This window comes from Erwinia sp. E602, assembly GCF_018141005.1.
Lineage (GTDB): Bacteria > Pseudomonadota > Gammaproteobacteria > Enterobacterales > Enterobacteriaceae > Erwinia.
Map to the genome: position 1 here is coordinate 543674 of NZ_CP046582.1, position 24433 is coordinate 568106.

21 protein-coding genes are annotated in these 24433 nt (G+C 62.3%); 10 read left to right on the plus strand and 11 right to left on the minus strand.

All coding sequences use genetic code 11. The annotated features are described in order from the left end of the window. The first annotated feature begins 176 nt into the window (after positions 1-176). From GKQ23_RS03920 to GKQ23_RS03930, 3 genes are read left to right on the plus strand one after another with little or no spacing between them, the layout of a single operon-like run. On the plus strand, positions 177-1148 hold the full coding sequence (locus GKQ23_RS03920) for an HlyD family secretion protein (protein WP_056231233.1): 972 nt from the start codon (positions 177-179) through the stop codon (positions 1146-1148). Beyond that, a complete protein-coding gene (locus GKQ23_RS03925; RefSeq protein WP_212409797.1) occupies positions 1130-2281 on the plus strand; it encodes an ABC transporter permease in 1152 nt (383 codons plus the stop codon). Before GKQ23_RS03920 ends, GKQ23_RS03925 begins: the two co-directional genes overlap by 19 nt. Then, the gene (locus tag GKQ23_RS03930) at positions 2278-3402 is read left to right on the plus strand and encodes an ABC transporter permease (RefSeq protein ID WP_212409798.1); all 1125 of its coding nucleotides are present in this window, start codon (positions 2278-2280) and stop codon (positions 3400-3402) included. The genes GKQ23_RS03925 and GKQ23_RS03930 overlap by 4 nt, the downstream gene beginning before the upstream one ends. On the opposite strand, the gene GKQ23_RS03935 is transcribed toward GKQ23_RS03930, so the two are convergent. Both GKQ23_RS03935 and GKQ23_RS03940 read right to left on the minus strand, forming a co-directional pair. Continuing rightward, entirely contained in the window at positions 3395-4273 is an 879-nt protein-coding gene (locus GKQ23_RS03935) for a U32 family peptidase (protein ID WP_212409799.1), read from the minus strand. The two genes, GKQ23_RS03930 and GKQ23_RS03935, sit on opposite strands and share 8 nt — an antisense overlap. 9 nt (positions 4274-4282) lie before the next feature. Beyond that, positions 4283-5278: a peptidase U32 family protein gene (locus GKQ23_RS03940; protein WP_212409800.1), complete on the minus strand. Its 996-nt coding sequence runs from the start codon at positions 5276-5278 to the stop codon at positions 4283-4285. Positions 5279-5481: 203 nt separating this feature from the next. On the opposite strand from GKQ23_RS03940, the gene GKQ23_RS03945 reads away from it, so the two are divergent. Continuing rightward, entirely contained in the window at positions 5482-6009 is a 528-nt protein-coding gene (locus GKQ23_RS03945; protein WP_056231245.1) for an SCP2 domain-containing protein, read from the plus strand. Beyond that, positions 6003-6506, plus strand: a complete 504-nt coding sequence (locus GKQ23_RS03950) for a GNAT family N-acetyltransferase (RefSeq protein ID WP_056231248.1) — start codon at positions 6003-6005, stop codon at positions 6504-6506. The genes GKQ23_RS03945 and GKQ23_RS03950 overlap by 7 nt, the downstream gene beginning before the upstream one ends. Here the strand turns inward: GKQ23_RS03950 and GKQ23_RS03955 are convergent. From GKQ23_RS03955 to nrdD, 3 genes are all read right to left on the minus strand, one after another. Further along, a complete protein-coding gene (locus GKQ23_RS03955; RefSeq protein WP_056231251.1) occupies positions 6493-6822 on the minus strand; it encodes a GIY-YIG nuclease family protein in 330 nt (109 codons plus the stop codon). The genes GKQ23_RS03950 and GKQ23_RS03955 overlap by 14 nt on opposite strands. Before the next feature lie 180 nt (positions 6823-7002). Continuing rightward, positions 7003-7467, minus strand: a complete 465-nt coding sequence (nrdG, locus tag GKQ23_RS03960) for an anaerobic ribonucleoside-triphosphate reductase-activating protein (protein ID WP_212409801.1) — start codon at positions 7465-7467, stop codon at positions 7003-7005. Next, the gene (gene nrdD, locus GKQ23_RS03965; protein WP_371820199.1) at positions 7464-9731 is read right to left on the minus strand and encodes an anaerobic ribonucleoside-triphosphate reductase; all 2268 of its coding nucleotides are present in this window, start codon (positions 9729-9731) and stop codon (positions 7464-7466) included. The genes nrdG and nrdD overlap by 4 nt, the downstream gene beginning before the upstream one ends. A 316-nt stretch (positions 9732-10047) precedes the next feature. Between nrdD and GKQ23_RS03970 the strand changes: the two genes are divergently transcribed. Then, positions 10048-12606 (plus strand): DEAD/DEAH box helicase, encoded by a 2559-nt coding sequence (locus tag GKQ23_RS03970; RefSeq protein WP_212409803.1) that lies wholly within the window; start codon positions 10048-10050, stop codon positions 12604-12606. A 40-nt stretch (positions 12607-12646) separates the two neighbouring features. Here GKQ23_RS03970 and ridA read toward each other — a convergent pair whose 3' ends face one another. The 4 genes from ridA to argF form a co-directional block, all read right to left on the minus strand. Next, positions 12647-13033 (minus strand): 2-iminobutanoate/2-iminopropanoate deaminase, encoded by a 387-nt coding sequence (gene ridA, locus GKQ23_RS03975; RefSeq protein ID WP_056231260.1) that lies wholly within the window; start codon positions 13031-13033, stop codon positions 12647-12649. 278 nt (positions 13034-13311) lie between these two features. Further along, positions 13312-13776 carry an aspartate carbamoyltransferase regulatory subunit gene (gene pyrI / locus GKQ23_RS03980; RefSeq protein ID WP_056231263.1) on the minus strand — a complete coding sequence of 155 codons (465 nt, stop codon included), beginning with the start codon at positions 13774-13776 and terminating at the stop codon, positions 13312-13314. Between the two features lie 11 nt (positions 13777-13787). Beyond that, the gene (pyrB, locus tag GKQ23_RS03985) at positions 13788-14723 is read right to left on the minus strand and encodes an aspartate carbamoyltransferase (protein WP_212409804.1); all 936 of its coding nucleotides are present in this window, start codon (positions 14721-14723) and stop codon (positions 13788-13790) included. A 279-nt stretch (positions 14724-15002) separates the two neighbouring features. Then, positions 15003-16013 (minus strand): ornithine carbamoyltransferase, encoded by a 1011-nt coding sequence (argF, locus tag GKQ23_RS03990; protein WP_101505781.1) that lies wholly within the window; start codon positions 16011-16013, stop codon positions 15003-15005. A gap of 185 nt (positions 16014-16198) precedes the next feature. On the opposite strand from argF, the gene rraB reads away from it, so the two are divergent. Further along, on the plus strand, positions 16199-16630 hold the full coding sequence (gene rraB, locus GKQ23_RS03995) for a ribonuclease E inhibitor RraB (protein ID WP_101505782.1): 432 nt from the start codon (positions 16199-16201) through the stop codon (positions 16628-16630). Between the two features lie 272 nt (positions 16631-16902). Continuing rightward, a complete protein-coding gene (locus tag GKQ23_RS04000) occupies positions 16903-17673 on the plus strand; it encodes a tRNA-(ms[2]io[6]A)-hydroxylase (protein ID WP_056232296.1) in 771 nt (256 codons plus the stop codon). A gap of 187 nt (positions 17674-17860) precedes the next feature. Here the strand turns inward: GKQ23_RS04000 and GKQ23_RS04005 are convergent, their stop codons facing one another. Next, positions 17861-18364 carry a GNAT family N-acetyltransferase gene (locus GKQ23_RS04005; protein ID WP_101505783.1) on the minus strand — a complete coding sequence of 168 codons (504 nt, stop codon included), beginning with the start codon at positions 18362-18364 and terminating at the stop codon, positions 17861-17863. A gap of 391 nt (positions 18365-18755) precedes the next feature. On the opposite strand from GKQ23_RS04005, the gene GKQ23_RS04010 reads away from it, so the two are divergent. Next, positions 18756-19943 carry a YjgN family protein gene (locus GKQ23_RS04010; RefSeq protein ID WP_056231276.1) on the plus strand — a complete coding sequence of 396 codons (1188 nt, stop codon included), beginning with the start codon at positions 18756-18758 and terminating at the stop codon, positions 19941-19943. Positions 19944-19945: 2 nt separating this feature from the next. Next, complete coding sequence (locus tag GKQ23_RS04015; protein WP_101505793.1) at positions 19946-20971, plus strand: M48 family metallopeptidase; 1026 nt, start codon at positions 19946-19948, stop codon at positions 20969-20971. Between the two features lie 599 nt (positions 20972-21570). Here GKQ23_RS04015 and GKQ23_RS04020 read toward each other — a convergent pair. After that, complete coding sequence (locus tag GKQ23_RS04020) at positions 21571-24426, minus strand: valine--tRNA ligase (protein WP_101505786.1); 2856 nt, start codon at positions 24424-24426, stop codon at positions 21571-21573. Positions 24427-24433: the final 7 nt, after the last annotated feature.

Here is a 24433-nt window from a genome sequence, read left to right on the forward strand (position 1 = left end):
TTGTCCGTTTCGAGCACTGTTAAAAGACAAACACCGGCGCGGCAAAGTGGTTTAACGTCAATAAACGCATCACTGCTGCATTTATAGTAAGCGCCTCCGGATTTGTCGATTGCGAAGGATACTGCAATGTTCTGCCTCTCCCGTTCCCGCCTGCCCGTTGTCTCAGGGGCCCGTTAGTGAAAAAAAACGTCTTTATTACCCTGCTGGTTATGGTGCTGGCGGTGGCGCTGACCGTGCTGTTCCGCGCCCACAGCCGCGACCTGCTGCTGCAGGGGGAGGTCGATGCCCGCGAGGTGATTGTCTCCTCTAAGGCGCGGGGGCGGGTGGTGGCGAAACTGGTGCGCAGAGGCGATGACGTGCGCGCCGGGCAGCCGCTGCTCCGGCTGGACGCGCCGGAGCTGATTGCCCAGCTAAAATCCAGTGAGGCCGCCCGCGATCGGGCGCAGGCGGTTCTCGACCAGTCGCTGAACGGCACCCGTGAAGAGACCATCCGCAACCTGCAGGCGCTGCTGGACCAGGCGCGGACCGGGCTGGTCAATGCGCAGGCCGCCTGGCGGCGTGACGTGGCGGTGGCGGCGAAGGGCTTTATCTCAGCGCAGGAGCTGGATAACGCCCGCCAGGCGCGCGACAGCGCGCAGCAGCAGGTGCAGGCGGCTCTGGCGAACCTCGACCAGGGGCTGCATGGCGATCGTACTGAGCAGCGGCAGGCCTTTTCCGCCCAGCTGCGCCAGGCGGAGCAGGACCTGCTGCAGATCAAGGCACAGACGGACGAGCTGCTGGTGCGGGCACCGGTGGCGGGGGAGGTCGGCCCAATCCCGGCGGAGCAGGGTGAACTGATGAACGCCGGCAGCCCGCTGGTGACGCTGGTGGAACTGCCGTCGGCGTGGTTTGTCTTCGACCTGCGTGAGGATATCCTGGCGAACGTGCACAAAGGCGATAAGGTGCAGCTGCGGGTGCCGGCCCTGAATAACCGCATGATTGCCGCCGAAGTGCGTTACATCGCCCCGCTGGGCGACTACGCCACCAAACGCGCCACCCGCGCCACCGGCGACTTCGATCTGAAAACCTTCGAGGTGCGCCTCTATCCCGACCGGCCGGTTGCCGACCTGCGTCAGGGGATGAGTGCCTTATGGCTGTGGCAAAAGTAGTTCCGGCGTTGCTGAGTTTTCTGCACGCCTTCCGCCATGAGGTGTTCAACGGCTGGCGCAAGCCGGTGGTGCACTGGCTCGGCTGGTGCTTTCCGCTGCTGCTGTTTGCGCTGATCGCCAGCGACTTCTCTGAAGGCACCCTGCTGAACCTGCCGGTGGTGGCGGTCGACCAGGATCACAGCACGCTGTCGCGCACGCTGATCCGCGATCTGAATGCCGGTTCGCACGCGCAGGTGACGCTGGCCGGCAACAGCAGCCAGGCGCTGGAGGCGTTGCAGAGCGCCCGCGCCTACGCGGTGCTGCTGATCCCACCGTTTTTTGAAGCCGACACGCTGGCCGGCCGCCAGCCGCAGCTGACCCTCTACTACAACGCGCTGTTCTACGGTGCCGGGTTCTACTCCACCCAGGACTTCAGCGGCCTGGTCAGCGCGCTCAGTGCCCCGTACCAGACGGTGCTGGCGGCCGCCAGCGGCCGGGCGATGGCCCCGCTGCCCAGGGCCACGCTGGAGTATGACAGCCTGTTTAACGCCAGCGGCAGCTACATCTACTTTCAGCAGTTTGCCGCCTGCATCCACCTGCTGCAGCTGTTCACCGTCACCTGCACTATCTATATGCTGGCGCGCGCCCGGCCGCTGATCCATCAGCGCCACTTTGCCATGGCCCTGCTGGGCAAGCTGGCCCCGTATACGCTCTGTTACACCGTGCTGCTGATGGTCGAGCTGGCGCTGCTGATCGGCGTGTTCAGCGCGCGGGTGGTCGGCAATCCGCTGTATATGGTCTGCGTGGCGTTTTTCTACGTGATGGCGGCGCAGAGCCTCGGCGTGCTGCTGTTTACCTTCACCGCCAGCGCCATCACCGCCTACACCCTGATGGGGATCCTGGTCAGCATTGCGCTGACCTTCTCCGGCACCGCCATTCCGGTGCTGTCGATGCCGTGGCCGGCGCAGCTGGTGGCCAACCTGGAGCCGCTGACCCACGCGCTGAACGCGATGTTTGACCTGTTCCTGCGTGACGTACCGGGCACGCCGGTGGCCAGCGTCTGCGGCGTGCTGCTGCTCTATCCGCTGGCGGTGGCGCTGCTGGTGCGCCGCCGCCTGTTCCGGCGGCTGTGCCAGCCGGAGGAGGCGCATTGAAACTGTGGTGGCAGACCCTGACTAATACGCTGAGCGGCATGCTGCAGAAGCCGATGTGGATGATGCTGATCGGCTCGCTGTGCCTGATGAGCGTGGTTTATCTGCACGGTACGGTCTGGGACCTGCCGGTGGCGGTGGTTGACCAGGATCACAGCCCGGCCAGCCGCATGCTGATCCGTCAGCTGAACGCCACGCCGAAAATGACCGCGGTGATCTACCCTGGCCTGCCCGAGGCGCAGCGCGACCTCGGGCTGCGTAAGGTGTTTGCGGTGCTGGTACTGCCGCAGGACCTGGAGAAAAAGATGCTGGCGGGCAATGCGGTATCGCTGCCGGTGTTCGGCGATGCCACCAACCGCATGGCCAACGGGCAGATTCAGGTCGACGTGCTGGCGGCCTGGCAGCAGGTGCTCGGCCACTACAACCGCGCGCTGATGCAGCAGCAGGGGTTCAGCGCCCGTCAGGCGGCGGTGGTGCTGACGCCGTTTATCGGCCAGACGCAGGATCTGTTCAATCCGGGGATCAGCTTTGCCGCCATCGTATTCCCCGGCCTGCTGGTGATGATGATGCAGCATACGCTGCTGATTGCCAGCGTGCGGGTAAATATCACCCTGCGCAGCCAGGGCCAGCCCCCGCTGGCGGTGACGCTCGGGGCGCTGTCGGCGCTGATCCCGGTATGGCTGTTTCTGTCGCTGGTGCTGTTCGGCCTGTGGCCGTGGCTGCTTGGCTACCGCCAGACCGCCACCCTGCCGGAACTGCTGCTGCTGACGCTGCCGTTTCAGCTGGCGGTGCTCGGTCTCGGCAAGCTGGTCACCGAATGCCTGCACCGCATTGAGCACATCTATCTGTCGCTGTCGTTTATTACCACACCGGTCTACTACCTCTCCGGCACGCTGTGGCCGGTGCAGTCGATGCCGGACTGGGTGCGCGGCTTTGCGATGATGCTGCCGTCGACCTGGGGCACGCGGATGATTGCCGGGGTCAACCAGATGGGGCTACCGCTGAGGGAAGTGAGCGGCGATGTCATGATGCTGCTACTGCTCGGTGCGGGGTATGCGCTGCTCGGGCTGCTTATCGCCCGCCTGCGCAATCCGCGCAGGCGGCGTAAAACCGCCGTTAGCTGACCAGCTCCAGCCCGGCCACCCGCCGCCAGTAGCCGTTGCAGTCCGCCTGCCGCGCCAGCATCAGCGGCTGTTTGCCGGTTTCGTTAGCGCGGAAGCGGGCAAGCATGTCCAGCGTCTCTTTCCCCTGCGGCGACAGGCGCACCACGTCCACCAGCCCCTGCATGGAGATCAGATCGTTACCGAGGTTATAGCAGTAGCCGCTCAGCGTCTGGATGCCGTTGAGCACAAACACCTGACGATCCTCCTGGCTGCGCAGCGGCCGCCCGAGCGGGTAGTTAATACAGCAGGTCTGGCAGGCGTCTTTGCTGCGGTTCTCCGAGCGGGCGGTAAAGCAGCGCGCCGAATACGCCAGCGGCAGGTGGCCGTAGCTCAGCACCTCCACCTCAAACTTGTGACGGATGCCCAGCGTCTCGCACTGCTGCAGCAGCGCCACCAGCCAGTCACGCGACAGCTCCACCGGCATACACCAGCGGGTCATGCCGAGGTTGAGCAACAGCTGCAGGGTCTGCGCGTTATAGACGTTCAGCGCCGGGCCGGCGACAAACGGCAGTCGTGCCTCGCTGGCCAGCATCACCGTGCCGAGATCGCTGGCCTCGATCATAAACTCGCCGTTATCGACGTAGCGTTTCAGCTCGCTGAGTTCGGACGGCGACTGCAGCAGCGCCAGCGTGCCGATCGCCACCTGTTTCCCCGCCGCAGCGAGCTGACGGGCCATCTCCAGCCAGTCGGCGACTTTAATCGCCCGCCGCCTGCTGCACACCGTCTCGCCGAGGTAAACGATCTGCGCCTCGCTCTCTGCGGCCGCCTGATAAAAGTCGGCCAGCGTCTCTTTGGGCCAGTACCACAGCACCGGTCCGAGTGAATAGTTCATGATAATGTCCTACTGCCAGTCGCGATGATACGCGCCAAGGGTGGTTTGCGTGCCTTCACTCAGCGCGCCCAGCGCCGCCATCCACTCGGCTCGCGGAATAAACTGCTGCGGGTCCTGCTGGCAGCGATCGATCGCCTGGCGCCAGATGCGCGCCACCTCGGCAACGTAAGCCGGGCTGCGCTGGCGGCCTTCGATTTTGACCGAAACGATCTTCGCCGCCATCAGCTCCGGCAGCAGCGCCAGGGTATTCAGGCTGGTGGGCTCCTCCAGCGCGTGGTAGCGCGGCCCGTCGACCTGATAACGACCTTTGCACAGCGTCGGGTAACCGGCGTTCTCACCGTCGTCGTAACGGTCAATCAGCACCTCGTTAAGCCGTGACTCGAGCCCGGCGGCGGTCTGCTGCCAGCGCACAAAACGGGCCGGGGAGCAGGCCCCGGCGGTATTTGGTGATTCGCCGGTCAGGTAAGAGGAGAGGTAGCAGCGCCCCTCGGCCATAATGCACAGGCTGCCGAAGGCAAACACCTCCAGCGGCACCGTGGTATCACGGGCCAGTTGCCGCACCTGATGGATCGAGAGCACGCGCGGCAATACCACCCGGGCCACATCAAAGTTACGCTGATAAAAACGGATCGCGGCGGCGTTGGTGGCCGAGGCCTGTACAGAGACGTGGCGTTCAATCTGCGGATAGCGCCGGGCGGCGTAGTCGAGGATCGCCGGATCGGCGAGGATCAGCGCATTGGCACCGGCACCGGCGGCCATATCCACCGCCCGCTGCCAGCGGCTGAAGCCGTTCGGGTGGGCAAAGGTGTTAATCGCCACGTGCAGCTTGCGCCCGCGCTGGTGCACGTAGTTTGCCGCCTCCTGCAGGCGTTTATCGTTGAAGTTCAGCCCGGCAAAATGGCGGGCGTTGGTGTCATCCTTCAGGCCGATATAGACGGCGTCCGCGCCGCTGGCGATGGCGGCTTTTAGCGCCGGCAGATTGCCGGCCGGGCAGAGCAGTTCCATAACTGAGTCTCACGGGTTAGCAGAGTCGATGAGTGTAGTGAGGATGGCGGCGACAAATTTTGATTTAAGGCAGCTAATGGCGTATTGATGAGGCACGGATTCCCTGATAAAACCGACGAGGTTCTGCCCGTTTGTTGATCCAGCCGCCTGCCGCCGTTGGCGATTGTGGCAAAATAGCCGAAATTTATCGGTAAGGAGTCATAATGAGACTGGATCGGCTACGTCATTACGTTGTGCAACAGGCCCCGCAGCTGCTGCGTCTTCCGCTCGGCGTTACGCCTTTCGCGCTGAAAAAGCCGCTGATCGAAGCGCTGCTGCGCGGGCATCTGCAGCAGGCGCTGGTGGAAGGGGAGGTGGACTTCCTGGCTGAACGCTGGTTAGGCATTGAGATTAGCGATCTGGATCTGCGCTGGTCGGTCACCCTGGCCGACGGACAGCTGCGGGTGGCCGACCGCGACGCGTGTGACGTCTGGTTTCGTGCCACGGCTGGCGATCTGCTGTTGATTGCGGCACGCCGGCGGGATCCGGACACGCTGTTTTTCCAGCGTCGTCTGACCATTGAAGGGGATACCGAGCTGGGCCTGCAGGTGAAAAACCTGATGGACGCGCTCGACCCCGAATCTATGCCGACGCCATTGCGCATCGGTCTTATGCAACTGGCTGATTTTGTTGAGGCCGGAATGAAACAGGACGCGGCTCCCCCGGAGGCACGCGCAGGTATAGCATGTTAATTCGTACTGAAATTGGCGTTGATGCCGCCAGCATAGACGGCCTGCTGCGCCGCAGCTTCGCCACCGTGGCGGAAGCCGAACTGGTGCAGCAGCTGCGGGAAGATGGCCTGCTGACGCTGGGCGTGGTGGCCACCGACGATGAGGGCCAGGTGCTGGGCTATGCGGCCTTCAGCCCGGTCACTCTGAGCGGTGAAGACCTGCACTGGGTGGCGCTGGCCCCGGTGGCGGTGGATGCCAGCGTACGCGGCCAGGGGCTGGGTCAGCAGCTGGTCCGTGAAGGGCTGGATACGCTGAACGAGTTTGGTTACGCGGCGGTGGTGGTGCTGGGCGATCCCGCCTGGTACGGGCGCGTCGGCTTTACCGTTGCGGCCAGCCAGCAGCTGACCTGCCGCTGGCCGGACAGCGCCAGCAGCTTCCAGATCCATCCGTTGAGCGACGGCGTGTTTGACGGCGTGGCCGGTGAAGTCGAGTTTGCCGCGCCGTTCAGCCGCTTTTAAGCGCCCCCAGCCAGTCGGCCAGTGAGGCCGGCGGGTGGCTGACCAGTCCGAGCTTTTGCTGGCGGGTCAGCTGCTTTACCTGATACTCCAGCTTTGATGCCTGCGATCGGTCGCCCGCCGCGCAGTGAAAAACCAGCGTCAGCGGACCTTTGCCGCGCAGCGCTTTCGCCCCTCTGCCGCTCTGATGCTGTGCCAGACGCCGCAGCACATCGTTAGTGATGCCGGTATACAGCACGCCGCTGGCGGTGCGCAGAATGTACAGACGCCAGTCGGCGGACGGGGCAGCCGGCAGCGGTTCTTTCGCTTCAGTTAACATGGCGCTACTGTAACGCAAAGTGCGCCACCGCGCGACGGCGGCACACTCGATGCATGCAGAGTGCGTTGAACCCTTGCGAAGCCGGTGAATCCCCGGGTCTGTTAAGCCTTCACGCAGCCGCTGGATCCTCAGATCTGTTAACTCTTAGCGCAGCCGGTGAATCCCCAGGTCTGTTAAGTCTCAGCGCAGCCGGTGGATCACCTGGTTGCTGCTGCCCCGCCACAGCAGCGCCGGGTCCTTCAGCGCCTGCTCAAAGCGGCCGTCGATCAGCACGTTCACCCCGGCGACCACCCGCCGCTGCGCGGCGCTCAGCTCCGCCAGGCGGTAACCGGTCCACAGCCAGATATCCTTGCCCGCACACTCGCGCTTAACCCGGCGCACCAGCCGCCCGACCTCCGCCACGTTGGCCGGGTGCAGCGGATCGCCGCCGGTGAGCGACAGCCCCTGGCGCGGAATACGCGTATCGTTCAGATCGGCAATCAGCCGCTCCTCCAGCGCGATGGTCAGCGGCACGCCGGAGTTCAGCCGCCAGGTGCTGCGGTTATAACAGCCCGGGCACTGATGCTCGCAGCCCGCCACAAACAGCGTACATCGCGTGCCGGGGCCGTTGACCACGTCCACCGGATAGTACTGATGAATATTCACCCCAGCTCCCCGTTGCCCAGATGTTTCACCCGCCGCTTCACCTCCTCCTGCTTGCCGGCGTTAAACGGCCGCGCGTCAGGGCTGCCGAGATAGCCGCACACCCGGCGCGTCACCGACACGCGGCGGCTGTCGTGGTTGCCGCAGGCCGGACAGGTAAAGCCCTTGCTGGTGCAGTCAAACTCGCCGCTGAAGCCGCAGTCGTAGCACTGGTCAATCGGCGTATTGGTACCGTAGTAGGGCACCCGGTCGTAGCTGTAATCCCAGACGTCCTCCAGCGCCTGCAGGTTATGCTGCAGGCTGGGGTACTCGCCGTAACAGATAAAGCCGCCGCTGGCTAACGGCGGGTAAGCGGCTTCGAAGTCGATCTTGTCATAGGGATTGACCTTCTTCTCGACGTCGAGGTGGAAGCTGTTGGTGTAGTAGCCTTTGTCGGTCACGCCGGGGATGAGGCCAAATTCAGCGGCATCCAGACGGCAGAAGCGGTCACACAGGTTCTCACTCGGCGTGCTGTAGAGGCTGAAACCGTAGCCGGTCTCGCTTTTCCACGCCTCCACCGCAGCGCGCAGCCGGCTGATAATCGCCACGCCCAGCGCCCGCAGCTTCGGATCGTCGTACGGATGCACCTCTCCGCCGCTGAGGGCGTTCAGCGTCTCATGCAGGCCGATATAGCCCAGCGAGATCGAGGCACGACCGTTGCGGAAGATCGGCGCGATCGGATCGTCAGCCGCCAGGCGCACGCCGCAGGCGCCTTCCATATAGAGGATCGGCGCCACCCGCGCCCTGACGTTCTCCAGCCGGGTGATACGGGTCATCAGCGCAGTTCTGGCCAGCTGCAGCCGCGCGTCGAGCAGCGCCCAGAAACGGTCGCGATCGCCAGCCGACTCCAGCGCAATTCGCGGCAGATTGAGGCTGACCACCCCGAGATTATTGCGCCCCTCGTGCACCGCCTGGCCCTGCTCCTCGTACACCCCGAGGAAGCTGCGGCAGCCCATCGGCGTTTTAAACGAGCCGGTGACCTGCACCACCTGGTCGTAGTTGAGGATATCGGGGTACATACGTTTACTGGCGCAGGCCAGCGCCAGCTGCTTGATGTCGTAGTTTGGCTCACCGGGGCGCCGGTTCAGCCCGGCTTTAATGGCAAACACCAGCTTGGGGAACACCGCCGTTTTATGGTTTTTCCCCAGCCCCGCGATGCGGTTCTGCAGAATGGCGCGCTGGATCATCCGCGCCGCCGCGCTGGTGCCAAGTCCAAAGCCAAAGGTGACGAACGGCGTCTGGCCGTTGGCGGTGTGCAGGGTGTTGACCTCATACTCCAGCGACTGGAAGGCGTCGTAACACTCTTTCTCGGTGCGCGCCTGGGCAAAGGCCTCCACGTCGCTGACCTGCCACTCGCGGGCCACCGCCCGGTGCTTTGCCAGGCTGGCCTCAACGTAGGGGGCGAGCACTTCGTCAATGCGGTTGATGGTGGTGCCGCCGTAGATATGGCTGGCCACCTGGGCAACAATCTGCGCGGTGACGGCGGTGGCGGTGGCGATCGACTTCGGCGGCTCGATATCGGCGTTGCCCATTTTAAAGCCGTGGGTCAGCATGCCGCGCAGGTCCACCAGCATGCAGTTAAACATCGGGAAGAAGGGCGCGTAGTCGAGGTCGTGATAGTGGATCTCACCGCGCCGGTGGGCGTTGACCACCTCGCGCGGCAGCTGCTGCTGCATGGCGTAGTGTTTCGCCACGATCCCGGCCAGCAGATCGCGCTGGGTGGGGATCACCTTGCTGTCCTTATTGGCGTTTTCATGCAGCAGCGCCGAATTGGTCTGCTCCACCAGCCCGCGGATCTCGCTGCCGAGCCGCCCGCGCTGCTCGCGCGCCACGTCACGATCGTGGCGGTACTCGATATAGGCCCGCGCCAGCTGCGGGTAGCGCCCGGCCATCAGCCGGTCCTCCACCGCCCGCTGGATCAGCGCAATATCCAGCCGTCGTGGCTCAGCGAGCGGCAGCTGTTCATCCGCCTGCCGTTGCTCACTCTGCTGCAGCGGTTCGCCGGTCTGTGCGGGTTCCCCTGGTGGCAGCTTTTCACTCCGTTGTGCCGGGTTGCCCGTCGGTGCCTTTTTACCCGACCCGGCCAGCTGCCGGGTGACCGCGGCGGCAACGCGGCGGCAGTACGCCTCATCCTCGACCTGCGCGGCGCGGGCGGCGGCGCGGATCGCCGTCAGAATACGGTTGCTGTCAAAGGCTGCCAGACAGCCGTCGCGTTTAATGACCTGAATTGCCACCGGGATCCTCCTGTGGAAACACTACATATTGTTGGTGGTGGCTATAGTAAGCGCTATATGTAGCGTTTTTGCCGAAGAAATCGGCGCTTTGTTGATTTATCGCAAAGAAGCGGGAGGGGCGGACAGTTGCTGAGCAGTGCCCCGCCGCCGCCGTGGTTTTATCCTCCGGCTGCGCGTTAGCTGAACGCTTAGGCACATTTTGCCATCATCCCGTGCGGCGGCGGTTGCATTCAACCCGCCGGAGTCACTACTATTGCCGGTTGCCGTGGAGCGAAACCTCACTGCTCCGGTTGATCAGGAATTGTGCCCGATGTCATCTGTCACCTATAACCAAAATCAGATCATGCGCTGGCTGGGGACGCGTACCGTCGCCCGCGCGCGCGAACTGGTGGCCAGCGTGCAGAACATCCGGTGGCAGAACACCCTGCTGACCGGCGAAGTGCCGGGGCGCAAAGCCGAGCCGTTCAGCGTGATTGTCCACTTCAGCCGGCCGCAGGGGCGGCTCTCCGCCAGCGGCGAGTGCAGCTGCGCGGTGAAAAACAACTGCAAGCACGTGGCGGCGGTGATGCTGGCCAACCTGCAGCCGCGCGAGGAGCAGGCGACCTTAGCGCTGACAACGGTGGGTGGCGACCCGCAGCCGCTGCTGCAGCTGGAGTCGCGGGCCAATTTTGTCAGCGGCTACGGCCACTACGGCCATCGTCAGAAGCGGCTGGACTTCGCCACGGTCAGCTTTGACTACGACGGCGTGGCGGTTGAGGCCGCCAGCCAGGCGGAGAGCTTCGCCGCCGCCGACGGTCGCCGCTATCAGGTACAGCGACAGCCCGCCGCCGAGAACGCCTGGCTGGCGGAGATCCACGCGCTCGGCCTGAGCCCGATCCCCGCCGGACATATCTACACCCCGACGCCGTTGCCGGCGGCGATCTTCGCGCCGGAGGCCCCCGAGCGGTGGCACGCCTTTATCAAAAAAAGCGTCCCGGCGCTGCGCAGGCGCGGCTGGCGGGTGAGCATTGATCGGGAGTTCAGCGGCAACTTCACCGAGGTCAGCGCTATCGAGGGGCGGGCGATCCAGGCGGCCGACGGCTGGTTTGACCTTGAGCTGGCGATGAAGGTTGGCCGCCGACGCCTGCGGCTGGAGCCGCTGCTGGCAAAGCTGTTCAGCGAAGACCGCCGCTGGACCGCCGGCAACCTCAGCCTGATCGCCGACGATGAAGCGATCGAGCTGCGTGACGATCGCCAGCAGCGGCTGCTGTTTCGCGCCGCGCAGCTGAAACCGCTGGTGGCCAACCTGATCGACCTGTTTGCTACCCCGGATCGGCCGCTGCGGCTGGCGGCCTGGGACGTCGGCCGCCTGAGCAGCAGTGACGAGCGCAGCCGCTGGATTTTCGACGGTGAAAACCCGGTACACCAGCTGGCGCAGCGCCTCAGCGGCAACGCGGGCGTGCAGCCGGTCAGCCCGCCGCAAGGCCTGAAGGCGCAGCTGCGCGACTACCAGCTGCAGGGGGTGAACTGGATGCAGTTCCTGCGCCAGCATCAGCTGGCCGGAGTGCTGGCCGACGATATGGGGCTGGGCAAAACCATCCAGACTCTTGCCCACCTGCTGCTGGAGAAAGAGGCCGGCCGCCTCGATCGCCCGGCGCTGATCGTGGTGCCAACGACGCTGGTGCACAACTGGTGCTGCGAGGCGGCGCGCTTCGCGCCCGACCTGAAGGTGCTGGCGCTGACCGGACCGCAGCGCAAAGCCTTCTATGACCGGCTGACGCAGTACGACGTGGTGATCACCACCTATTCGCTGCTGTGGCGCGATCAGCCGCAGCTGGTGGCGCACCATTACCATCTGCTGATCCTCGACGAAGCGCAGTACGTGAAAAACAGCGCCTCGCGGGCGGCGGCGGTGATCCGCGCGCTGAAAACCCGCCACCGCCTGTGCCTGACCGGCACGCCGCTGGAGAACCACCTCGGCGAGCTGTGGTCGCAGTTTGACTTCCTGCTGCCGGGCTTCCTCGGCAGCGAACGCGACTTCACCCAGCAGTGGCGCATACCGGTGGAGCGCGACGGCGATCGGGTGCGGCGCGAACTGCTGGCAAAGCGGGTGCGGCCGTTTATGCTGCGCCGCCGCAAGCAGGAGGTGGCGAAAGAGCTGCCGCCGAAGAACACCATCGTGCGCAGCGTGGCGCTGGAGGGGGGCCAGCGCGAGCTGTACGACCAGCTGCGCAGTGCGATGCAGGATCGCGTACAGCTGGCGGTGCAGCAGCAGGGGGCGGGGCGCAGCCATCTACTGGTGCTGGACGCGCTGCTCAAGCTGCGGCAGATCTGCTGCGATCCGCGGCTGGTGGCCGACGCCCGCGCGGAGAAGGTCAGACACTCCGCCAAGCTGGCGCTGCTGCGCGAGATGCTGAGCGATCTGCTGGCGGAAGACAGGCGCATCCTGATCTTCTCGCAGTTCACCAGCATGCTGGCGATCATCGCCGAAGAGCTGCAGAAGGCGCGTATCGCTTTTGTCACCCTGACCGGCAGCACCCGCGATCGCGAAACGCCGGTCGCGCGCTTCCAGCGCGGCGAAGTGCCGGTGTTTCTAATCAGCCTGAAGGCCGGCGGTGTCGGTCTCAACCTGACGGCGGCGGACACGGTGATCCACTACGATCCCTGGTGGAACCCGGCGGCAGAGAACCAGGCCACCGACCGCGCCTACCGACTGGGCCAGGATAAACCGGTGTTTGTCTACAAGCTGATCGCGGCGGATACCATCGAAGAGAAGGTGGTGGCGCTGCAGCAGCAGAAGGCGGAGCTGGCGGGGGATATTCTGGCCGACGAACTGAGCGAGCCGTCCAGCTTTAGCGCGGACGATCTGACGCTGCTGTTCTCACAGTAAAGGCAGGGGGCCTGGGGCCCCTGCCGGATAAAGCAGGCGCTTAGCGGCGTACCGCGATCGCTTCAATCTCAATCTTCACGTCTTTTGGCAGACGCGCCACTTCCACGCAGGAGCGCGCCGGGAAGCTCGCCTGGTGCGCGGTAAAGAAGGCTTCATAGGCGGCGTTTACCGTGGTGAAGTCGTTCAGATCCTTCACAAATACCGTCATCTTCACGATGTCGCCTACCTTCAGGCCGGCGGCTTCAACGATCGCCTGCACGTTGGCCAACGACTGCTGCGTCTGCGCGGTGATATCTTCCGGCACGTTGCCGGTTTTCGGGTCCACCGGGATCTGGCCGGAGGTGAAGATCAGGCTGCCGAGATCGACGCCCTGCACGTAAGGGCCGATGGCAGCAGGGGCGTGTTCAGTACTGATTTCGCGGGACATACTCTCTCCTTAAGGTGTATAGGATGCGGGCGGGATGGTGCCCGCCCGGCGTCGCTGACAGCTTGCCCGCCTTAACGGCGGAATGCAATCGCGCTTAGCGCCAGCCATCTTGCAGCGGCGGCTGTTACGCGGGCGTAAGGCCGCTGCCGCTTAACCGTAGACCTTTACGCCAGCGTTCAGGCGATCGGGCTGCTGCCGCCTGACCGACGGCCTTCACGCCAGCGTGCGGGCTGCTGCCGCCTGACCGACGGCCTTCACGCCAGCGTGCGGGCGGCGACTTAATCCGCCGCCATCACCACGTGGTGGGCGAACTCTTTCTCACAGTATTTGCACTTCAGGTGCAGATCGTCGGCGCGCTGCTTAACGGTAAAGCTGGAGAACACCGGTTCGCTGCGGCTGATGCAGTTACCGTTCGGGCAGGTCAGCACGCGCTCGATGCGCTCCGGCAGCACCGGCGACAGCTTGGCCACCACGTCGTACTCGTCAATGCGGTTAACGGTGGCGTGCGGTGCGTAGAACGCCAGCTGGTTGATCTGATCGTCGGTCAGGAAGGTGTTCTCGATCTTGATCAGATCTTTACGCCCCAGCTCGCCGGACGGCAGGTTCAGGCCGATGGTGATGCGCTGATCGGTTTCGGTCAGGCGGAACAGCGACAGCAGCTTAAACCCGACCTGCGCCGGGATATGGTCAATCACCGTACCGCGTTTGATCGCTTCAACCTGTAACTTATTATCCTGTGTCATCGTGGTTCCCCTTACAGATCCAGTTCACTGTTCAGTACCAGCGCCAGCAAGGCCTGGCGGGCGTAAATGCCGTTGCCGGCCTGCTGGAAGTACCAGGCGTGCGGCGTGCTGTCGACGTCGGTGTCGATTTCGTCAATGCGCGGCAGCGGGTGCAGCACCCTCATATTGTCGCGGGCGCCGGCCAGGTCGGCGGCGCGCAGAATAAACTGCGCCTTGACGTTGGCGTACTCGGACGGATCCAGCCGCTCTTTCTGCACGCGGGTCATATACAGAATATCCAGCTCGGGCACTACCTCTTCAATGCTGTCGTGGCGGCTCCAGGCGATGCCCTTCTCGTCGAGCATATCGGTAATGTAGGACGGCATCGCCAGCGCGTCCGGCGCGATAAAGTAGAAGCGGTTGCCGTCAAACTTGGCCAGCGCCTGGGTCAGTGAATGCACGGTACGGCCATACTTCAGGTCGCCGACCATCGCCACGTTAAGGTTGTTCAGCCGGCCCTGGGTCTCCTGCAGGGTAAACAGGTCCAGCAGCGTCTGGGTCGGGTGCTGATTGGCACCGTCACCGGCGTTCAGCACCGGGATACCGCCGGAAAACTCGGTGGCCAGGCGCGCCGCGCCCTCCTGCGGGTGACGCATCACGATGGCATCGACGTAGGTGCCAATCACCGAAATGGTATCGGCCAGCGTTTCACCTTTCTTGCCCAGCGAGGTACTGCCGCCGTCGGCAAAGCCGACCACCGAGGCACCCAGCCGGTGAATGGCGGTTTCGAACGACAGGCGGGTGCGGGTGGAGGCTTCAAAAAAGCAGCTGGCGACGACTTTATGTTTCAGCAGCTCCGGCTGCGGCGTGGCCTTCAGGCTTGCCGCGGTTTTCAGCACCAGCTCCAGCTCGTCACGGTTGAGATCGTTAATGGAAATAATATGTTTGTGATACAACGGATTCGCCATGCTCACTCTCCTGGTTGCCCCGGCTGTACCCGGGCCGCTGTCGCGGGGGTGAAAATTTGGGCAAAAAAAAGCCCCTCAGCGAGGGGCTTTTCTTACGCGATCGGTGATGCCATTAACGGAAAAACGCGGCTGCCCGCCTGCGTGCAGACGTGGTTGAACGAAGCGATAAGTAACGTTCTGTGGCATGGTTCCTCCCGGCAAACGGGGGGCATTATACGCATTCGGCATGGCACGGCAAGCGGAAATCACCTGCCACGTAATCGGTTGCCCGGCCCCGGTTTACACCAGCTGCGCCAGGGTGGCGACCATCACCGCCTTGATGGTATGCAGGCGGTTTTCCGCCTGGTCGAACACCACGCTGTGCGCCGACTCAAACACCTCGTCGGTGACTTCCATACCGCCGTGCAGATCGTACTGCTGCGCCATCTGCTGGCCCAGCGTGGTCTGATCGTCGTGGAAGGCGGGCAGGCAGTGCAGGAACTTCACCTGCGGATTGCCGGTCAGATCCAGCATCGCTTTATTGACCTGATAGGCGCGCAGTAAGGCAATCCGCTCTGCCCACACCTCTTTCGGCTCGCCCATCGACACCCAGACGTCGGTATAGATAAAGTCGGCACCGGCCACCCCGGCGGCGATATCCTCGGTCAGGGTGATTTTGCCACCGGTTTTCGCCGCCGCTGCCCGGCACTCTTCCACCAGCTGCGCGTCCGGCCAGCACGCCTTCGGTGCTACCAGCCGCAGATCCAGCCCGGTCAGCGCTGCCGCTTCCAGCATGGTATTACCCATATTGTTGCGTGCGTCGCCGACATAGACGAAGGTCATCTGGCTGAAGGCCTTCTCCGGCAGGTGCTCCTGCATGGTCAGCAGGTCGGCCAGCAGCTGGGTCGGGTGGAACTCGTTGGTCAGCCCGTTCCACACCGGCACGCCGGCGTGTTCGGCCAGCGACTCGACCAGCGCCTGGCCGTGGCCGCGATACTGAATGCCGTCATACATGCGGCCGAGAACGCGTGCGGTGTCCTTCATCGACTCCTTATGGCCGATCTGGCTGCCGCTCGGGCCGAGATAGGTGACGTTAGCCCCCTGGTCGTAAGCGGCAACTTCGAAAGAGCATCGGGTACGGGTCGAGTCTTTTTCGAAGATGAGCGCAATATTCTTGCCCTTCAGGTGCTGAATTTCTTCACCGTTTTTCTTGTCGGTCTTCAGTGTCGAGGCCAGCGCCAGCAAGCCGTTGATTTCGGCGGGGGTAAAATCCAGCAGCCTGAGAAAATGCCGTTTGTACAGTTGACTCATAACGCACTCCGGTAACTAATTAATGAATTAAAATTCAATTTAACCGTATGAATATTCATTTTCAACCCCGGCATGCAGAAACTTTTTTATAAAGGTAGTGGCGCGACGGGCGCTGTGGGAAAATACTAAAAATTGCCGGTGCCGTCACTACAGACGCAGGGTACCTTTGACTTGAGGAATGGATTATGGCTAACGAAGCATTACTGGAAGAGCAGCGCGAAGAGACACGGCTGATTATTGAAGAACTGCTGGAAGACGGCAGCGATCCGGATGCGCTCTATACCATCGAGCACCACTTCTCCTGCAGCAGCTTTGATGCGCTGGAGAAAGCGGCGGTTGAGGCCTTCAAGCTGGGCTACGAAGTGACCGAGCCGGAAGAGCTGGAGCTGGACGACGGTACCACGGTGATGTGCTGTGACATCCTCAGCGAAGGCGCGCTGAACGCCGAGCTGATCGACAAGCAGGTCGAGCAGCTGGTGAATCTGGTGGCGCAGTTCAACGTTGACTACGACGGCTGGGGCACCTACTTCGAAGATCCGGATGCGCAGGACGAAGACGACGAAGGCGAAGAGGAAGACGAGCAGGAAGACGGCGACGACAACGGCGTCCGTCACTGATCTGGCCGGCCGGGAGAAAAGCGGCGGCCTGCCTGATGGCTGCTGTCGCCGTAATCCCCTGGCCGCTGTTCTGAACAGGTCACAGTGGCCCGCGCGTTGCGGGTTATCACGGCCTGTTTACTGACGCCAGTGTTGCTGCCCGTGTCAGAAACGCTGACCCGCGTTAACGCAAAGACCGGCTGCCGGGTTCGTCAGCAACCGTGCTTTGCGTTCAGCGCCCTCTGAACCCAAATCTGTGCCACTAACCGCTTTCACTGACCTTTCTGATGACTATGACCCAGTTTGACACTCTGTTAGCCCCGATCCACGGCTTTCTGCACTGCCGTACTCCGCAGGCGTGGATCGACGAAGCGCGCAAGCCGGAAAACCTGCCGCTGTTACTCACCGACCACCTGGTATGCGAGCTGAAAGCCGCCCAGACCGCGATGTGGCTGATCCGCAAATACGTGGCGGATAAAGCCAGCGGCGACGCGCTGCTGGCGTGGCTGAGACCCTGGGAAGATTTTGTTCATAACGACCAGGCCGACCTCGGGTTTCTGGAACAGCATAAGGCGCTGTCCAAAACCATCATCAGCCGTGAAGAGCTGCCCTACGGCGACGCGCTGGTGGATAAGATGGTGCTGCTGATCAAAGAGGAGCTGCACCACTTCTATCAGGTGCTGGAGATCATGCAGGCGCGCGATATCCCCTATATGAAGATCACCGCCAGCCGCTATGCCAAAGGCCTGATACGTGAAATCACCACCCATGAGCCGCAGGCGCTGGTGGATAAGCTGATCTGCGGTGCCTACATCGAAGCGCGATCCTGCGAACGCTTCGCCAGCCTGGCCCCGCATCTGGACGATCGCCTGTCGGCGTTTTACGTCTCGCTGCTGCGCTCGGAAGCGCGCCACTATCAGGATTATCTTGAGCTGGCGCAGCTGATCTCACCGAAGGATATCAGCGCGCGGGTACAGAAGATCGGCGAGACCGAGGCGAAACTGATTAGCGAACCGGACGACAGGCTGCGTTTTCACAGCGGCGTACCGGCGTTTGCCTGCTAGCCGGGGATAGTCGTCAGCCACTGTCGGTGTGTCGGCGTTTGCCTGCTAATCCGGCATAGCCGTCAGCCACTGGCAGGTAAGCTGCGGGTGGCCCGCGCGATCTTAGCGCGGCGGTTTCCTGGCCGGGCGGATGCTGATGCGGGGATCGTGACCCCGCCCTGCCGCAGTGGCAGGGCGGTCAGCGGTGTTACAGCGTCTTCAGCATCGTTACTTCGCAGTCAACATGGCCGGTATAGCCCAGCGGCCCGTCGATATGCGCAAAGCCGAGGTGCTCATACAGGCGGATCGCGCGGGTCAGCGAGGCGGTGGTTTCCAGATAGCAGCGCTTAAAGCCCAGCGTGCGGGCGTACTCCAGCGCCTGGATAGCCAGATCGCGCGCCACGCCGAGGCCGCGCGCCTCGCTGAGGAAGTACATCTTCTGCAGCTCGCAGACGTCCGCCTCACCGCCCTGCAGCGGTGCCACGCCGCCACCGCCGACCACCTGACCATTCACCTCGACCACCCAGTAGGCGCTGTCCGGCTCGCTGTAGAGCTCAAACAGCCGGTCAAGGTTAGGGTCGGAAACGGTATAGCCTTTATCTGCGGTCAGCCCGAATTCGGCAGAGACGGTGCGGATCACCTGTGCAATCAGCGGATTATCAGCAGCGGTAATCGGGCGTACCCGCAGGGTGGCGTGTATAGCGGTGGTCATACGTCTCGCTCTGGGTCAGGGTCAGGAAGAAACGTGTAATAACATTGCTGACGTAAAGATGCAACGTTAGCGGCCCTGGCTTTGTTCAGCAGGCCGGTTGAGGTCAGCTCACAGCCGCTTCTCAACCGTTCACCGAACCGGGTTTACCGCCCTCAGGCAATCGTCAGGGTCAGCATAGTGTCCCGCAAAGGGGACATTAAGGGCTCTTCTCTCTTTAAATGACCTGAATCCGTGACATTACGCCCAGCCTGTCTGCTATTTAACCTTAAATGACACAACCGGAAACATTTATTGTCGCATCTTTAACCTTGTGGTAAAAATACGCGGTTAAGTTAGATACTTCTTATTCTCATCATCATCTCTCCCCCTCTATTTTCAGGAAGAAAATTTAATGGAAAACCAAACTTCTCCCAACCAGCAGCACCCGGTGCTGTTCCACGGCCGGGCCGGCGAGTACTTCTCGATCTGGCTGGTGAATGCCTTACTCACCATGATCACGCTGGGCATCTACTCCGCGTGGGCCACCGTGCGCCGCCGCCGCTATTTCTACGGCAACACCGAAATCGCCGGCGACCGTTTTGACTACCATGCGCGGCCGATGGATATCCTTAAAGGGCGGATTATCGTCTTTGTGGGCCTGGTGCTGTTCTTTATCCTCTCTTCACTGCTGCCGACGCTGTCGCTCTTGTTTGTGCTGGCGTTCTTCGCGCTGATCCCGTGGATTGTGATCCGCAGCTGGCGCTATAACGCGCTGATGAGCAGCTTCCGCGGCGTGCGTTTTAACTACCTGTGCCGCATCGGCCGCGCCTACTGGGTGATGTACCTCTGCCCGCTGCTGATGGTGATTGGCCTGTATCTGCTGGTCAGCATGGTGGCGCTGTCGGCGATCAACCTCGGCAGCGTCAGCGCCTCATTAGCCATTGGCGTCATCGCGCTGGTGCTGCTGCTGGTCGGCGGTGCGGTAGTTCAGGGGGTGGTCAGCGCGCTGAACCACGACCTGTATATCAATAATATGTCGTTCGGCACGCTGCCGTTTAAGGCGCAGCTGAGCAAAAAAGCGTTTATTAAAATCGTGCTGGTCAGCTTCCTGATCTTCCTGCCGTTCCTGGTGGTCACCGGGCTGCTGATCGGTTCGCTGATGGTTGGCCTGGTGTACGCTGCCGCAATGGGCGTCACCGATCCGCAGATGATGGGCGCGCTGATGGCCGAACACCTGTTCAGCCTGTTCCTTGCCATAGTTGTGCTGATCGTCGGCGGCCTGTTCTCCTCCGCTTACCTGGTGGTGGCGCAGCGCAACTACGCCTTCGGCCAGACTAAACTCGGCGAGGCGTTACAGCTTAAATCGACCCTCTCTACCGGTGCCTTCCTCGGTCTGGTGCTGACCAACAGCCTGATCGTTCTGTTCACGCTGGGGCTCGGTACGCCGATCGCCGAAGTGCGCCTGGCGCGCTATATGGCCAGCAGCACCGCGCTGACCGGTGATATCTCGCTGGTGACCGTACAGGCGCACCATGACAGCGCCGGAACGGCGGTAGCCGAAGAGGTGGCGGCGGCGTTCGATCTTAACGTGGGGATCTGATGCTGCAGCTGGATGGCTTCTACCAGTATCCCGGACGGGCCGCCCGTGAGGTGGCCCGCCTGACGCTTAACGATCGCCATCTGACCCTGATGCAGGACGGTCACCAGCAGGTGCTGCTGCTGAAAGAGGTGCAGGTCTCTGACGCACTGGGCACCATTCCGCTGACCCTGACCTTCCCGGACGGCGGTCGCTTTGTGCCGCAGAGTGACGCACAGTTTCGCCAGTGGTGGCAGCAGCGCCACCGGCCGGGGCTGGTGCACCGGCTGGAACGCTACCGCCGCGGCGTGGCGCTGACCCTGCTGGCAACGCTGGCCAGCATTGCTTTATGGCTGTGGGTGATCCTGCCCGCCGCCAGCGACCTGCTGGCGCGTAACCTGCCGGACGTGGTCGCCCGCCAGGTAGGGCAGCAGACGCAGACCCTGCTGCGGCACGGGGGATTCAGCGAGGTGACGCTGCCGCCCGCCGAACGGCAGCGGCTGCAGCAGCTGTTCAGCAGGGCGATCCCCCCCGAGCTGCGCGACGGCACGCTGCCGCTGCAGCTGAAGGTGATGCACTTCGACGGCGGCGCTAACGCCTTTATGCTGGCCGACGGCACGCTAATCGTCAGCGACGATCTGCTGAAGCTGGCAAAAAGCGACGATGCGCTGGTGGCGGTGATGCTGCACGAGATGGGCCACCATCATCACCGCCATCCGCTGCAGATGCTGGTGCGCTCGTCGCTGGTAACGCTGGGCTATATGTGGCTGACCGGCGACGTCAGCGGCATCGGCGACACGATTCTGCAGTCGGCGGCGTTTGTCGACCAGATGCAGTTCTCACGCGGCATGGAGCGCGAGGCGGACGAGTACGCCATTGCGCAGATGCAGGCGCAGGGCCGCTCGCTGGCCGAGATGCAGGCGATCTACACCCGCCTGCAGCAGGAAGGCGACAGGCAGAGCCACGGCCTGCAGCTGCCGGAGTGGATCAGCAGCCACCCGGATATGCCGGAGCGTATTAAGGCCATTCAGGACGCGCAGCCGAAACCGTAACGCTTTACACCTCTGCATAATCATCCACGCCTGACGAAATTCGTCGGGCGTTTTTTTTGCCTCACGAAAACAACAGGCAGTTTATCGCGTCGCGGCTGGAATAGTGTCAGGCAGATTCGTTCGGATACTGGCGAATAACGGGTTTTAAATTTGTCGCGCGATGTACTACAAATAATAATAAAAATGGATTATTTACTAATAGCGTGTTCCCTTCCGTTGACCCCATGTTGATGAAATATCAATGCTTCATTGTTAACCTCTTCAGATCGTGGGATTACAAACGCAACGGCACAGGGAGAGGGCGAAGGTATGATGACATTTCTGAGGAAGTGGTTGAAGAACAGGATTGTTTGGTCCTGTTTGATTTATCTCCCACTCACACTGTTAATCCTCTTTGGTATCTTTATGGCTTATATCTTTGCGAATATTGCCATGCAAGCTGTTGGTGTGTTTGTTATTGTCATGATGGTTGCTGCTTTTCTTCTGCCATGAAAACTATATTAATCGCGCCATCATCGGCCACCAATAAAAAAGGCGATACAGGTTCTCACCCGCATCGCCCTTTAACCGGCCGTTAACCGGTTGGCATTACCTAAGCCTTACAGCGCAGCAATCACGCCCTGCTGCTCGATCAGCTTGATTTTCGCCTGTTCGAAGTCGGCCAGACGCTCGCGCTCTTTGGCGACCACCGCCTCCGGGGCGCGTGCCACAAAGCCTTCGTTGCCCAGCTTGGCGGTGATTTTTTCCATCTCCGCTTCCACTTTGCCCACTTCCTTCGCCAGACGCTCCAGCTCGACGGTTTTGTCGATCAGCTCGGCCATCGGGATCAGCAGCTCGGCACCGTCGACCAGCTTGGTGACGGAAACCGGGCCTTTGTCACCGGCCGGCAGCAGCTCCAGCTTCTCCAGGCGCGCCAGGGTGCGCAGGAAGGTGTGGTTCTGCTGCACGCGGCGGGCCGCGTCGTCGCTGGCGCCGCGCAGCAGCACGTCCAGCGGTTTGGCAGGGGAGATGTTCATCTCGTTACGGATGTTACGCACCGCAACGATCGCCTGCTTCAGCCACTCGGTATCGGCCATCGCCGCCTCGTCAACGCGCGCGGCGTCAAACTCCGGCATCGGCTGCAGCATAATGGTGTCGTCGCTGATGTTCTTCAGCACTTTCACCTGCTGCCAGATGGTTTCGGTAATGAACGGGATAATCGGGTGCGCCAGGCGCAGCAGCGCTTCCAGCACCGTCACCAGCGTGTTGCGGGTGCCGCGCAGCTGGTTCTCGCTGCCGCCGTTCATCACCGGCTTGGCCAGCTCCAGGTACCAGTCGCAGAACTGGTTCCAGGTAAACTCGTAGAGAATACCGGCCGCCAGATCGAAGCGGTAGCTGTCCAGCGCTTCGCGGTAGGCTTTCACCGTCTGATTAAACTCGGCGAGGATCCAGCGGTCGGCCAGCGACAGCTCCAGTTCGCCGCCGTTAAAGCCGCAGTCGTGGCCTTCGGTGTTCATCAGCACAAAGCGGCTGGCGTTCCACAGCTTGTTACAGAAGTTGCGGTAGCCTTCCAGGCGCTTCATATCCCAGTTGATGTCGCGGCCGGTAGAGGCCAGCGCCGCCAGGGTAAAGCGCAGGGCGTCGGTGCCGTGCGGCTCGATGCCGTTCGGGAACTGCTTCTCGGTGCGCTTGCGGATCTTCTCCGCCAGCTGCGGCTGCATCATGTTGCCGGTGCGTTTCTCCAGCAGGTCTTCCAGCGAGATGCCGTCGACCATATCCAGCGGATCGATCACGTTACCCTTCGACTTGGACATCTTCTGCCCTTCGTCGTCGCGGATCAGCCCGGTCATATAGACGGTGTTAAACGGCACCTGCGGCTTGCCGTCTTCATCCTTGATAAAGTGCATGGTCAGCATGATCATGCGCGCAATCCAGAAGAAGATGATGTCAAAGCCGCTGACCAGCACGCTGGTCGGGTGGAAGGTACGTAGCGCTTCGGTGTTTTCCGGCCAGCCGAGGGTGGAGAAGGTCCACAGCCCGGAGGAGAACCAGGTATCGAGCACGTCTTCGTCCTGGCGCAGCGCCACGTCCGGGCCGAGGTTGTTCTCGGCGCGCACTTCTTCTTCGCTGCGGGCAACATAGACGTTACCGGCGTCGTCGTACCAGGCCGGGATACGGTGGCCCCACCACAGCTGACGGGAGATGCACCAGTCCTGGATATCGCGCATCCACGAGAAGTACATGTTCTCATACTGCTTCGGCACGAACTGAATATCACCGTTCTCTACCGCTTCCACCGCCACTTTCGCCAGCGGGGCGGTGCGCACGTACCACTGATCGGTCAGCATCGGCTCGATCACCACGCCGCCGCGATCGCCGTAAGGAACGGTCAGATCGTGCGGTTTGATCTCGTCGAGCAGGCCGAGCGCGTCGATGGCGGCAACGATGGCTTTACGCGCTGCAAAGCGCTCCAGGCCACGGAACTCCGCCGGGATAGAATCGTCGTGCGCATCGCACTCTTCGCCGTTGGTGTCGTAAACCTGTGCCGCATCGCGGATATCGCCGTCGAAGGTCAGGATGTTGATCATCGGCAGCTTATGACGACGACCCACTTCGTAGTCGTTAAAGTCGTGCGCCGGGGTGATCTTCACGCAGCCGGTGCCTTTCTCCATATCGGCGTGTTCGTCGCCGACGATCGGGATGCGGCGGTTAACCAGCGGCAGCACGAGGAACTTGCCGATCAGGTCTTTATAGCGCGGATCTTCCGGATTGACCGCCACGCCGGTATCACCAAGGATGGTTTCCGGGCGGGTGGTGGCGACCACCAGGTAATCTTTGCCGTCGGCGGTTTTCACGCCGTCGGCCAGCGGGTAGCGCAGGTGCCACATTGAGCCTTTTGACTCGCGGTTCTCCACCTCCAGATCGGAGATGGCGGTGCGCAGCTTCGGATCCCAGTTCACCAGGCGCTTGCCGCGGTAGATCAGGTTCTCTTTATGCAGGCGAACGAACACCTCTTTCACCGCGTTAGACAGGCCGTCGTCCATGGTGAAGCGCTCGCGCTCCCAGTCCACGGAGTTGCCGAGGCGGCGCATCTGGCGGGTGATAGTGCCGCCGGACTCCGCTTTCCACTGCCAGATTTTTTCGATAAAGGCGTCGCGGCCGTAGTCCTGACGGGTTTTCCCCTCTTCAGCGGCGATCTTACGCTCCACCACCATCTGCGTGGCGATGCCCGCGTGGTCGGTGCCCGCCTGCCACAGGGTGTTTTTCCCCTGCATGCGCTGGTAGCGGATCATGGTGTCCATGATGGTCTGCTGGAAGGCGTGACCCATATGCAAGCTGCCGGTGACGTTCGGCGGCGGGATCATGATGCAGAAGCTTTCCTGGCTGGTATCGCCATGCGGTTTAAAGTAGCCCTGCTGTTCCCAGTGCTCGTAAAGCGGCTGCTCGATATCTTGCGGGTTATATGTCTTTTCCATATCTGCT

Coding starts and splice junctions, on each gene's coding strand:
- GKQ23_RS04005 (WP_101505783.1), bottom strand. CDS start 18,364: ATGACCACCGCTATACACGCCACCCTGCGGGTACGCCCGATTACCGCT.
- GKQ23_RS03970 (WP_212409803.1), top strand. CDS start 10,048: ATGTCATCTGTCACCTATAACCAAAATCAGATCATGCGCTGGCTGGGG.
- GKQ23_RS04000 (WP_056232296.1), top strand. CDS start 16,903: ATGACCCAGTTTGACACTCTGTTAGCCCCGATCCACGGCTTTCTGCAC.
- rraB (WP_101505782.1), top strand. CDS start 16,199: ATGGCTAACGAAGCATTACTGGAAGAGCAGCGCGAAGAGACACGGCTG.
- pyrI (WP_056231263.1), bottom strand. CDS start 13,776: ATGACACAGGATAATAAGTTACAGGTTGAAGCGATCAAACGCGGTACG.
- GKQ23_RS03935 (WP_212409799.1), bottom strand. CDS start 4,273: ATGAACTATTCACTCGGACCGGTGCTGTGGTACTGGCCCAAAGAGACG.
- GKQ23_RS03945 (WP_056231245.1), top strand. CDS start 5,482: ATGAGACTGGATCGGCTACGTCATTACGTTGTGCAACAGGCCCCGCAG.
- GKQ23_RS03925 (WP_212409797.1), top strand. CDS start 1,130: ATGGCTGTGGCAAAAGTAGTTCCGGCGTTGCTGAGTTTTCTGCACGCC.
- argF (WP_101505781.1), bottom strand. CDS start 16,013: ATGAGTCAACTGTACAAACGGCATTTTCTCAGGCTGCTGGATTTTACC.
- GKQ23_RS04010 (WP_056231276.1), top strand. CDS start 18,756: ATGGAAAACCAAACTTCTCCCAACCAGCAGCACCCGGTGCTGTTCCAC.
- pyrB (WP_212409804.1), bottom strand. CDS start 14,723: ATGGCGAATCCGTTGTATCACAAACATATTATTTCCATTAACGATCTC.
- ridA (WP_056231260.1), bottom strand. CDS start 13,033: ATGTCCCGCGAAATCAGTACTGAACACGCCCCTGCTGCCATCGGCCCT.
- GKQ23_RS03950 (WP_056231248.1), top strand. CDS start 6,003: ATGTTAATTCGTACTGAAATTGGCGTTGATGCCGCCAGCATAGACGGC.
- GKQ23_RS03955 (WP_056231251.1), bottom strand. CDS start 6,822: ATGTTAACTGAAGCGAAAGAACCGCTGCCGGCTGCCCCGTCCGCCGAC.
- GKQ23_RS04020 (WP_101505786.1), bottom strand. CDS start 24,426: ATGGAAAAGACATATAACCCGCAAGATATCGAGCAGCCGCTTTACGAG.
- GKQ23_RS03940 (WP_212409800.1), bottom strand. CDS start 5,278: ATGGAACTGCTCTGCCCGGCCGGCAATCTGCCGGCGCTAAAAGCCGCC.